13 protein-coding genes are annotated in these 11986 nt (G+C 35.5%); 2 read left to right on the top strand and 11 right to left on the bottom strand.

The features are described 5' to 3' along the window. Positions 1-118: 118 nt before the first annotated feature. On the top strand, positions 119-529 hold the full coding sequence (crcB, locus tag OXPF_RS08755) for a fluoride efflux transporter CrcB (RefSeq protein ID WP_054874820.1): 411 nt from the start codon (positions 119-121) through the stop codon (positions 527-529). Beyond that, positions 526-900, top strand: a complete 375-nt coding sequence (gene crcB / locus OXPF_RS08750; RefSeq protein WP_054874819.1) for a fluoride efflux transporter CrcB — start codon at positions 526-528, stop codon at positions 898-900. Before crcB (OXPF_RS08755) ends, crcB (OXPF_RS08750) begins: the two co-directional genes overlap by 4 nt. Here crcB (OXPF_RS08750) and OXPF_RS08745 read toward each other — a convergent pair. The 11 genes from OXPF_RS08745 to OXPF_RS08695 all read right to left on the bottom strand — a co-directional run bounded on the left by OXPF_RS08745 (position 892) and on the right by OXPF_RS08695 (position 11938). Continuing rightward, positions 892-2667, bottom strand: coding sequence for a right-handed parallel beta-helix repeat-containing protein (locus OXPF_RS08745; RefSeq protein WP_054874818.1), 1776 nt, complete (start codon positions 2665-2667; stop codon positions 892-894). The genes crcB (OXPF_RS08750) and OXPF_RS08745 overlap by 9 nt on opposite strands. A gap of 173 nt (positions 2668-2840) precedes the next feature. Further along, positions 2841-3215 (bottom strand): flagellar export chaperone FliS, encoded by a 375-nt coding sequence (gene fliS / locus OXPF_RS08740; RefSeq protein ID WP_054874817.1) that lies wholly within the window; start codon positions 3213-3215, stop codon positions 2841-2843. 13 nt (positions 3216-3228) lie between these two features. After that, the gene (locus OXPF_RS08735; RefSeq protein ID WP_054874816.1) at positions 3229-3582 is read right to left on the bottom strand and encodes a flagellar protein FlaG; all 354 of its coding nucleotides are present in this window, start codon (positions 3580-3582) and stop codon (positions 3229-3231) included. A 5-nt stretch (positions 3583-3587) separates the two neighbouring features. Beyond that, positions 3588-3935 carry a flagellar protein FlaG gene (locus tag OXPF_RS08730; protein WP_054874815.1) on the bottom strand — a complete coding sequence of 116 codons (348 nt, stop codon included), beginning with the start codon at positions 3933-3935 and terminating at the stop codon, positions 3588-3590. Between the two features lie 497 nt (positions 3936-4432). After that, entirely contained in the window at positions 4433-5590 is a 1158-nt protein-coding gene (locus OXPF_RS08725) for an FkbM family methyltransferase (protein ID WP_054874814.1), read from the bottom strand. A 68-nt stretch (positions 5591-5658) separates the two neighbouring features. Further along, positions 5659-6894 carry a glycosyltransferase family 2 protein gene (locus OXPF_RS08720; protein WP_054874813.1) on the bottom strand — a complete coding sequence of 412 codons (1236 nt, stop codon included), beginning with the start codon at positions 6892-6894 and terminating at the stop codon, positions 5659-5661. Beyond that, positions 6894-7757 (bottom strand): radical SAM protein, encoded by an 864-nt coding sequence (locus OXPF_RS08715; protein WP_054874812.1) that lies wholly within the window; start codon positions 7755-7757, stop codon positions 6894-6896. Before OXPF_RS08715 ends, OXPF_RS08720 begins: the two co-directional genes overlap by 1 nt. A 45-nt stretch (positions 7758-7802) precedes the next feature. Further along, the gene (locus OXPF_RS08710; RefSeq protein ID WP_054874811.1) at positions 7803-8618 is read right to left on the bottom strand and encodes a radical SAM protein; all 816 of its coding nucleotides are present in this window, start codon (positions 8616-8618) and stop codon (positions 7803-7805) included. Next, positions 8615-9535 (bottom strand): glycosyltransferase family 2 protein, encoded by a 921-nt coding sequence (locus OXPF_RS08705; RefSeq protein WP_242854365.1) that lies wholly within the window; start codon positions 9533-9535, stop codon positions 8615-8617. Before OXPF_RS08705 ends, OXPF_RS08710 begins: the two co-directional genes overlap by 4 nt. Before the next feature lie 17 nt (positions 9536-9552). Further along, the gene (rfbF, locus tag OXPF_RS08700) at positions 9553-10323 is read right to left on the bottom strand and encodes a glucose-1-phosphate cytidylyltransferase (protein WP_054874809.1); all 771 of its coding nucleotides are present in this window, start codon (positions 10321-10323) and stop codon (positions 9553-9555) included. Positions 10324-10327: 4 nt separating this feature from the next. Beyond that, on the bottom strand, positions 10328-11938 hold the full coding sequence (locus OXPF_RS08695; RefSeq protein WP_054874808.1) for a CDP-glycerol glycerophosphotransferase family protein: 1611 nt from the start codon (positions 11936-11938) through the stop codon (positions 10328-10330). Positions 11939-11986 lie beyond the last annotated feature (48 nt).

Below are 11986 nucleotides of genomic sequence, written 5' to 3'. Positions count from 1 at the left end.
ATAAATTCAATTAGTTAATGTAGACTAGTATTTAATTTCGACATGTTTTTGTATTTATAAATATTTAGGTGTAAAATTAGTTTATATTAGTATTTGTTAACCGCACCTGGAGGAAAAAATGAAAAAATACTTATATATAGGTTTAGGAGGAATATTAGGCAGCAATCTCAGATTCTTACTATCAGCCTTGATAGGTCAAAATCTTCAATATTCCATGCCTTTCAATACTTTGATTATTAATATCACCGGCTGCTTTCTTTTAGGATTTTTCATGACAGCCACCCGGGATTACTTAAAGCTGAGTGATAATGTAAAGCTTTTTGTATCCACGGGATTTATCGGCTCATATACCACTTTTTCAACCTTTATGGTTGAACTGAATTCTATCGTTATAAATAAGGAATTAATCCTTGCCATTGCTTATCTATTATTAAGCGTGGTTTCAGGCATGATCTTTCTTTATCTCGGAGTATTATCAGCCGGACTTTTTAATAAGCATTTTTCAAAAACAGAGGTAAGACAACCATGACTATATATAAAATATTATGTATATCCTGCGGCGGATTCTTAGGCAGCATATTAAGATATAAAATAAGCAGTATTTTTCCCAACAAATCATTTCCTGCCGGTACGGTAGCAGTTAATCTTACCGGCTCATTCTTTCTAGGAATGATATTTTCACTGAACAGTATTATAGAAATTAACCAATATCTCTTTTTATTCTTAACCTTGGGCTTTGCCGGTGCATATACCACCTTTTCCACTGCTATCTTTGAAGAACATAAGCTTTTAGAAAATAAGGAATTTAAGAAAGCAATAATATATATGACGGCCAGTATTGCACTAGGATTCATCTGTGCATCCTTGGGATATTGGTTAATAAGGCTGTTTCTAGTTTAGTCTTTCATCCAATATGTTATGTTTGTTAAAACCTTTTATGGTGTTTTGGTCTTGAGGGCAGTTTATTACAGCATCAACCGGTATATCATAACCTGAAAAAGATCTTTTAATATATATACCCGTATTTACCTTCTGATTGCCAGTCAAGTTATTATTTAATATATCAACCCTGTTTATTTTCCCCATAAGCATTATACCTGCCATATTATTGCTGCTTATAACCTTTCCTTTGTAAAAATCTATAGTATTTTTATTTATGTTAATATTTCCATGGTTAGCCGAAACAGTTGGGTCCAGCTCTATCCATATGCCGGCAGCATTTGTTGTTGCCTCCATTGGATTGGTATCTACCTTTATAATATTATCTTTTATTTTAAGATTTTCTATAGTATTACCCGATAGTGATGCTGATTTTTCTATCAAAATACCATATCTGTTGGAATCAGTTATTTCATTGCTGCTTATTGTAATATCCTTCATGCTACTTGTACCTCCGGTTACTACATGAACTGCGGCAGTCCCGGATTTTGTTATAGTGTTATTGGAACAAATAATATTTTCGCCTCCGTTGTTGAGCTGTATACCTGTTCTATTGACTCTTTCTATAATATTATTGGTTATACTTGAATTTATGGCTCCGCTCACTGCTATACTTCGGGAACCAATAGGCAAAGAATTACCATCGGTTTTTCTTATTAAATTTCTGTCTACCGTAAGATTGTTGCTTTCTCCGCCTATTAGTGATATAGTAGTAATATTTTGAGAACTCCAATCACAAAACATATTGCCGCGGATTATTACATTGTCTCTATTTATATCATTAAATTTTATTCCTTCACCGGAGGTTCCGTAAAATATATTGTTTTCAATTAAAACATTGCTTATATCCCCTTCTGCTTTGATACCTATGGAAGGCAGTTTAGAACCGGCCTTCCCGATAGTGAACCCTTTTATTGTCACATCCGATGTGCCTCTTCCTATCAATGTTATGGCAGGCTCTCCCCCTTTTGAAGTTATGGTTACCTCATTAATAGGAGAGCCTCCGACAACTCTTCCATGACCAAATCCCGGTACATCCTTTTGTATCCCTAATAGTGTCAGAGGTTTATCTATAACAATACTTTCATCGTATACTCCTGCCTTATCAACAATTATGATATCACCATCAGCTGCTGAATTTATAGCTGTCTGAATACCCCTGTAATTTGCATAAATTACTTTTGCTCCGGGATATGTCGCCCCAGGAGTTCTTTGCCTGGCTTCAAAAACAAATGTTAAATTAGCCGATGCTCCTTGATACTGACTGTCCGCCTCTAAAGGAAGATGAAATTCAAAGGAAAGATTTTCACTTTCTCCCGCAGCAACCGAACCCATGTCTACAAATCCAAGCTGGTTTAAGGGAGCTTCCGTCATTAATGTTTCTCCCCGCATGAGCTTTAAAATCAACGGATAATTACCGTCATATAATAAATTCCCTTCAATATTTGAAAGGTCAATATACATACGGTAATCAAAATCTAAAGTACCGGTGTTATTTATATTGATTTCACTGGTTTCTTCCCAGCCGGGGCCGGTAATATTTATATTAAATAATTCTGCTTTTGCCTCACCACCTGGACCTTGAATTTCAAGAGTGCCGGAAGTGAAATCACCGTTAGTAATAATATCTGAATTTGAAAACCAGGCGTAAGAATAATATCCAAAAGCTAAAACTAAAACAGCCATTATATATTGTGCAACCAACAAATTAAAGGCCTTGTTTCTCACAGTTAATCCCCTCAATTTAGAACTTGTCTTTTATTTGGGATTATAGACTTTTGGACAGACCTTTATTCAGCCAATAACAAAAACCGTTCCATATATAATGCAAAATGCGAGCTGATTAAAACAACTCGCATTTTGCTTAATAATTTATAAAAGTAAATTTGAAGAAGGAATTCCTAAATCATTGTCATAGCCTTTTCCCAGGTTTCTTTTAATTCAGAAAGCATTTTATATACTTCGTCTATCATTTCCTTATCCTTTTTAATATTAGCCTGAACCAAGCGGTATTTCATATAGTCATAAAGCGAATACAAGCCTTTTGATACTTCAAAATCCATATTGAGAGTCACCATAAGCTCACTTATGATATCCTGAGTTTTTTGAAAATATTTATTGGCTTCTTCGTAATTTTTGTCATCTATGGAAAGTTGGGCATATCTTAAGAACTTCATTGCACCTTCATACAGCATAACTAAAAGCTTTCCCCGGGATGCCATGAGCACTTCGTTATCCCGGTAAACCTGATATGCATTGGATGTCTGATTATACATATCTCCATCTCCTCTATTTTTTTAAATCAACAAAAACCCCTGCCATATCTTCCATGTTATCCAGAAGATTATTAAGTTCATCTTTGCTGAACTTCTTTATAATATTTCTATCTTTATCATAGGCGACTACCGAACCATCATCCTGCATTTCAAAGACAGCATCAATGCCGGCGGAACTAAGCCGGGAATTAAGCCGGGCTAGTTTATCTTTTATGCTCTTGTATGAAAACTGCTGCTTTTTTTCCTTTTTATCCTTATCAATTCTTGTTTTTTCAGATGCATGTACAACACCTTCCACTGTTTGCTGCTGCACATGATTAACAATAACAGGGTCAATTTTATTTAAGTTAATATTATTGACCGCCATAAATTCTACCTTCTCTCATCCACTATTATCCCTGCTATCTCCCAGAGCTTTGCCACCATATCAAGTAATTTTTCCGGCGGAATTTCCTTGACAATATCTCCTGTCGCGTCGTCAACAATTTTAACCATTATATCATTTGTTACTTCGTGAACCTGGAATTTTAGGTGAGTATTATTTTTAAAGAGTACCTTATTGACAAATTTTACTGCACCTTCTAAATCTTTATTGCTACCCGGAAATTCATGCTTGATTTCGATTTGCTCTCTTTTTACTTCCGGCACTTTTTGAGCCCCTCCGGCTATGGGCCTTACTACGGCTGCTTGGCCGTTTGAATTTACATTGTTGATATCCATGGTAATCACCTCTGCATACTTGATATTACTATATTTATCGGAAGTTTGAGTTTAAACTTTAGAGGTTTTAATACAGAGTTAGTGATATCTTGTGTTGGTTCCGAAAGATAAAAAGAAGGCTGGTTTTACAGCTTCTGATTTTAATACTTTTCTATTTATAAATATCAATCAACTTTTTTCATTTGAATAAATAACTATACTTATTTAATTATTTTTGAAATGAATTATTTAATATATCTTAACTTTTCACATAATGATTCAAATAAACTAACCAAGAATTTCTTATGAAATGGTCACTACGAATAGAGAAATTTTCTAAAAAGCAGCTAAAGCAACAAAACAATAGATTGAAAGGAGACAAATATATGGGATTATCAGTTCAGATGGTCTCCTTCCCTCTAGGATTGTATTTTAATAAATATCAAAAAAGAATGTTCGGATGTTCTGCGTCCTCAACCTGTCTCTTTTTATAGTTAGCAGTTCCTGAAGTCAATTAATCAATAAGCATATAGAACAGTTTCAAACAATCCGTTAGTGTAATGTCTTAAGGCGAATTTATAATTAGGATTAAGTTCTTTAATCAACCGCGGCAACTCATAAATATCTTCAGGTTTATGATATGCCGAAATTGCAAGCTTCGGTTTATGCTTTTGTATAATATTTTTGGCTCCAAGCAATGCATGTAATTCTGCCCCTTCGATATCCATTTTGATTAGAGTGGGTATATCTGGTTCGGTGCTAAAGAAAGAATCTAATGATATTGTTTGTACAACACTCAAAGTTGTCCCCTCTGCTCCTCGCTGTGTTTCAGCATTGCAAATTCTGGACGATGAATCGATATCCAAAGATGCAAAGAACTCAGTTGCGTAGCTCCAGCATCCTTTTTTTACAACAACAATCCTTTTATCAGATACAATATAATCTTTTTGTCTTGAAAGATTATACTTTGATATTTCAAAACCATAATACTTTTTAAAACGATTGTTCACTGATCTAATAAAATTTTGTGCAGTGTCGCCAGTAAAATATCCGCAATCAACGACTACTTCATCTTCAGTAAATTCATATCCGTTAATGCTTAAATCAAAATATTGTTTTCCGCCAGTATGAATATTATCAACTTTTACACCTTGACGTAGACAAGCAATATTTACTATAACATTTTTTGAAATATTATCTTCAAAAAAATTATATGACCATTCGTATCCTTTCAAATGTCCTGACAGAAACGAATCAGAAAAACCTGACATTTCCTTTATGTATAAATCACTATGGGAGATTTTATAATCATCATAATTTAATATCAACTCTTCTTTTATTCCTATATTCATTAATTTTTGTATTATTTCTTTTTCAAACATGGGATTTTTAACAGATACTACGACAAAAGCATCAGAATACTCAGATTTTAACTTTTCAGGACTTATTATAGGCAATGTAATAGTATTGCCATGAACAACAACATCAATATTACCAGTTTTATTCGAATCACAAAATGCGACAACATTAAACCCAAAATTAAGACAAGAATTGCAAGCCGCAACTCCGTGTTCACCCGCACCATAAAACACTGCTTTTGGAGACTTGTAATCATGAAATCTTCTTGTTTTATTTGATTGTGATTTTTTGTTCACATTATCAATAAAATTAGACATGATAAACCTCACTTTCATAGATTAAATACGTTCCCAAACTGTTTGTTTACTCCAAAACTCAAACTCATTCAAGTATATTTCCTTATGAATGTTTCGAGTTCGAGTATGAATTTGATAAGCGGTTTAGTATTATTGCCGACGATTTCAATGCTGTTATCGGCAATTTCAATGCTATTATTAATCTTATAAAAATCGGTTACTTGATATTGAAATTCTGACATCAAGCTGTCTGATGCATAATAATCAAACACACCGCTCTTATCGCCGATAACTCTTGGTTTGTTAAATTTTTTATTTTGAACCGCATTTGTAAGCCACTCTGAAATTTTGTTGCAAAAATCTGACTTTAGTTCTTGTGGAACAAGTTCTGACTCAAAAACCTGTGTTGTACTTTTAAATCTTACAATTCTAACTAGAAACAACAATTTTTGAACATCATCCTCGCAAGAGATAGCAGTCGGCAAATAATCATAAATCGTTTTAGCATAACGGTTAAGGATAAATATTTCGTTATCCATGCTGATATATCCACATTTTTGCAACAAAAAATATCTCAATTTCTCACACAGTGATTCAAAATGAACTAATCGGGAATTTCTCATCACCGACTGGAATGCAAGACTTGTTTTTGAAATATAGTAATTATGCAAAGGTTTGGCAAGTATTCCTACACGGTCAGTAACATTAAGTATATCCAACATCAGCGCAAGAAAAGAATAGGAATATTCTAAGAAATATTTTAAGTAGTTATAATGTGATAACTTTGACAGTATTCTAAAAGAAATTAAATGTCCCCACATTTCGCGGTAAAATGAATAAAAAAGACTAAATTTGTCACTGTATTCCTGCGGCGTAGAAATAACAACGCTTTGCTGCAAAAAGAATTTGTTTAGTAACTCACCTGATACAGCGTCTGTATATTTACTAGTACAGCTCACAATATCAAGCTTATTTTCTTGCTGAAATGCAAGCATGTGTGACATAAATTCAGGTTCAAAAGTATCATCGGCACAAATGTAAGTAAAATAGTTATTAATGTTTTGCTTTAAACCCGCTTCACGTGCCAAAAACAGATATGTATTTAAAGGATTGTTGTAAACACACTGATATGTTTTAATACGCGGTTCTTTTGCGGCATATTTTTGAATAATTTCCCAAGTTGCGCCGTCATCGGTACTCCCATTCTCGAATAAGTGCCACTCCCAATTTTGGTGAGTCTGTGCCAAAACCGATTGTATTGTTCGCTCAATAGTTTTAGATGCATTGTATGCGTGAGTTTCAATAATAATTTTTTTTGACAACATTATAATTGCTCCCTATATATGTTTTTGTTAACTCGTATTTTTTTAAGTTCTTCAGGAGTAAGTTGAATTGCCGGAACAAAACGTTCGCTTTCATCATGTATTCCGTTACAATACATACAAGCATTAAAACAATCCTTTTCATACCAACCTTTGATTATTTCTTTTTTGTCTTTATTTGAAGCAGAGGTATCGTACATATCAATCCACCCGTCGCTTGTATCAAAACCGTGTTCATTAAATATACGAACAGAAGGGCAAAAAAACAGACAACCACCTATTACTTCGACGACCCCCATTAGCTTTTGCGCCCAAGCACATTTTTGAAATAAATCCTTGCTCTCCTTCTTCGTGCGTTTTTTGTCATAATCGCCATATAAATCAACCCAACCACCAAAATATAAATTTTGAGAATAATCTTTTATAGTGCAGCGTATATTTTTGATTTTTAACAGCGCTGATATCTCATTGACTTTTGACGATTTTCCTGGACCATAATCATCAACAATAATATGTATTTTATTTTCAAATCGACTTAATACAAACAACAGTTTCTCATCCGGAATAAAACCGCCATTCGTGATTAAAGGGACTTCAATATTAATTCTATCTAAATATTTCAAAATATGGTTAAGAACTGCCGGTAATCCTTTATATAGTAAAGGTTCGCCGCCCTCAATGGCAAAATAATTTATTCCATCTATAATAGAAAACAATTTATCTATCTCGGAAATTAGGAATTCGGGAGTTGGGTTATATGGTTTTTCATATTCAACGGCACGAACGCAACAATCTCTACATTTCAGATTACAAATGAAATGCGTATGCAATGAAATTCTTTGAATTGTAAGTTTATTATTGTTCATTATTACACCTCAGTTTGAAAAATGTTAATATTAGCATAGTTTCGTTTATTTCAATTGTTCCGCAGCCGGAAATCTTAAACTTATATCGTTTGTTCCCTGATGTCCTGAGCAGTAATCGCAGGCATACAAGTAATTAGCTTCAATGATTGAGCGTATTTTGCTTCTTTTATCTTCTCTTGATGTACTTATATCAAACAAATCGATATAATCATTTTTAAAATCGGGAATCAAGCCAAGCTCATGACCACGTTGAGAGCGTGAACACCAGTGAAGTTTTCCGTCTCTTGTTCGCCAATTGCCGCACATATCGCGAGTAACGGCACAGTTGTGAAAAATATCTGTCAGCTCACTTTCTGCTCGTCCGTGAGCTTTCCATTCGCCGAAGTCTACCCAACCGCCGAACGATTGGTTTTCGCCATGATATTTTTCAATTTTGAGCTTTGCTCCGACTTGTTGTAATTGCTTGATAACGGCTTCCTCCTTTTCAGGATTTATACCATATCTTGAAACCTGAACGATCATTCTTTCACCATACTTGTTCAAAACATCAATAAGTTTTTCGGATGGCATAACAGTACAGTTTGTAAAAAGCATAAATCTATTGAATTTGTTAGAAAATTCAAATGCCGTTTCTGTCATTTCGGCAAGCTGCGGATGCAAAAACGGCTCGCCGCCGCCCGATAAATGCAAAGTATCCACGCAGTCAACCGTTTCACACAATGCGTCAAGTATTCTTCTTTCATCTTCGATTGTCATATCTGTGAAAGGTTTGCTTGTGGGGATATATTCACAACATAATTTGCATCGTAAATTACAACGTGTTGTAATGATAAGCGTCACTTTCGATAAAATTAAATTCATAATAAATACCTGCTCACCCATTCCTTTTCAAATTTTAATATAAACCCGCCGCCAAGAAACTCATCCAGATTTTTATGGATTTCTTTTTTCATAAATTCAAGCGGTTCATTACAGTTGGTCAGTTTAAATTTATTGATTTTCTCAATCATACTGAGCATATATGACCACTCACTATATCTGGCGAGCGGAATCAGCGAAGGCAAATGTTCGGCAATATATAAAGTCCGTTCATTATATGCTTTCAGATACTCGAACAACTGCTCCGAGTTCAGCAAATGGTGCTTTGTAGCAGCATTTGAATTGTTACCGTCGTGCCTGTAAAACGTATATTTCGGCAAGCCATAAGCAACAACCCTTTTAGCGTTGACGAAATATTTATAAGTCGTTGACACATCGTCATATTTACCGGTTTCCAAAAATGTCCCTTTATTAAACAAATCTCGCCTCACCATCTTTGTCGGCATAGCGCAGTTATAAAGTTTGCGCCAAATAAAGTTTTCCATGGCGGTTTCGGTACTCATTATATGCAGCTCATCATATTCATAAATGCCGTTTGGAGATACATTTCCGTTTTCTTCCTTTCTAGAACCGCAAGTTGCAATATCAGCATTGTGAGTCTTTGCAAGGTTGTACAGAAACTCTAAAAAATCCGTCTCACAATAATCATCATCATCGATAAATGCTATATAGTCACCGCTTGCAATATCGAGACCCGCATTTCTTCCGCTGCCGATATTACCGCCTGTACGGTGAATAACCCTAATGCGGCTATCTTTCTTTGAGTAGTCATCTGCAATTTTCCCACTGCTATCCGTACTGCCGTTATCAATTATAATAAACTCGAAGTCGATGAGAGTCTGTGCGAGCACGCTCTCAATGGCTCGCGGCACAAAAGCTTCACGGTTATAGGTCAACATAATAACACTTATTTTCGTTATTCCCATACTTTCCACGGAACGTTTTTCCCATTCCATATCCTCTCAAGAATATTCAAATCACTGAGGGTGTCCATGCACTTCCAAAATCCCTCATGCGGATATACGCCGAGCTTGCCGTCACGGACAATTGCTTCGAAAGGGGCGAATTCTAACGGTTCATTCTTACCAAGATACTTGAACAATTCAGGTTCAGCGACCATAAATCCGGCATTTATATATTTGCTTTTCCTTTTTTCGTTGAAAGCAGATACCCTTTTATTTCCGTCAAAGTCAACCTCTCCGAAACGCCCCTGCGGTTGTATAGCCGTTATTGTAACAACATTGTTGGTGTTTTTGTGCTGCTCAACCAATGCATTCAAGTCAACGTCACTCACCCCGTCGCCATATGTAAGCATAAAACTATCGTTGCCGATATACTTCTCAATATTCTTGATTCTAAGTCCGGTTTGCACGTCATGACCTGTATCCGCAAGTGTGATAGACCAGTCTTCAACAGCACTATGAACAACTTTTATGTCATTTCCGCTTGCCAAGGTTCTGAGGGTGATATCGGACGATCGCAGCCAATAGTTATAAAAATATTCTTTTATAATATAGCCTTTGTACCCAAGGCAAATGATGAATTCCTTATGACCAAACGAATAGTAATATTTCATTATATGCCAAAGGATAGGCATTCCGCCGATTTCTATCATAGGTTTCGGTAAAACACGCGTTTCCTCGGATAAGCGAGTGCCGTACCCACCAGCAAGAATTACAACTTTCAATCTATTATCCTCCTAACGTTTTTTTCTTGCAGTAATTGTAAATTTCATATCCGGCCGTACCGTCGGGATTTACGACAAAATCTTCATATATCTGCAACTGCAGCAGCCTGTATTCCTCTGATTCCGGATATTCTTCCGTATGCGTAATGTAATGGATAAAATTATCTAAAAAGTTATCAAAATGAGTATTATTGACCATATCCTCTTCGGAAAAATTGTCCCACCAAATGCAGAACGGTGTGTTGTGGACATTTGCCCCCTTTGCGAATTTCATATTTTTTATGCGCTGAGATAATTGTTCGTCAAAAGTAACCGAATTACTGTGTTTTGGATTATCTAACGCACAATCAACGGCATTTATCGAAAACGGCTTCCCCGTTGCCAAATACATAAACATAATGGAACTCTTATCGGTAAGAAGACCATCACTCCAAGCTATGGCTCTGTGCAAATCCGGCGTATCATCAAAAACACCTATTTTGTTTTCTTTGAATTCATTTTCTATTTCTAAGTAATTGTCAAGTAAACTTCGGCGCATTGAGCGAAAAGTACTGCTCATAAGCGGATGCGGTCTCCACCACAACGCAATATCATCACGATTAGTTAGAGCTTTAAAAGTCGTCCGCAATTTATCCAAATATTTCTCTCCACCATTTTTCAGATTAAGCATACTTGACAGGCTTGTACAAAACAGCAGTATTTTTTTGTCATTTATAAGCGTTGCCCAATCATCAGGCAGAACACAATTCTCACGTATCGTGCTAATGACTTTATCGAATTTCGGACTCCCTAGCGCAACTGCTCTTTCTTCTTGCGGTTGCCTGTATTGTATGTTTTTACAGCGCAAGTCAGTTGAGAGAATATATTTTGTACGTTCTGCTTGCTCGCGTTGATGGAATAACATTAAATCGCAGTTTAAATAAAAAGGTAATATAATGCGTTTTTCCGGATCCGTATATTTTTGTGGGTTGCTCAAGTGATTGTACGACACACCATATGAAATATATACAAGCAAATCGGTAAAATCTTTCAGTCTATTGCTGTAATAATTGGGATGAACAGTTGTTACATAATTGTTACCGTCATATGGATTATGTATAAAAATAACTTCGGGATGACGAGCCGCAACATCATATTTGCGCCAATCTATAACCTCTATGTTCGACGGATATTTATCACCATCGTAGTGCGCGGCAAAAACAGTGCCGTCGGCATTTTTTTCAAACCAAGGAATTGGTACGCAATAAGCATTGCAGCTCGGGTCAGATTTTGCAGTCAAGTAAATGCTTTCAAATGAATCCCACATAGACAACTGATAAGGGAAGAATACAACCTCAATTTTATTTGGTTTCAACTCATCTCTGACATAACTCTCAATTTTTTTTAAATATTTATGAAGTACATCTTCTCCAATTCTCCTATTGTTTGCCTTGAACAGCAATTCGCAATATTCTTGTAACAGTACAACTGTTTGCGTACCCTTACCCTCCATTTTCTCAATAAAATTACAAACAGCGCTCGCTCCTTCTTTACAGTCCTCATATAAACCCGAACGTTGTGCTTCTTTAATTGTTCGAAGTAATTCTAATATCTGTTGCTGGTGGTATTTTCTCATTTTCCTTCATTCTCCCTGCCAATCTTCAAACATAACTTTAAAGAGTAT

The sequence above is a fragment of the Oxobacter pfennigii genome, from assembly GCF_001317355.1.
GTDB classification, from domain to species: Bacteria; Bacillota; Clostridia; order Clostridiales; family Oxobacteraceae; genus Oxobacter; species Oxobacter pfennigii.
This window is presented reverse-complemented; position numbering and strand designations above follow the sequence as displayed.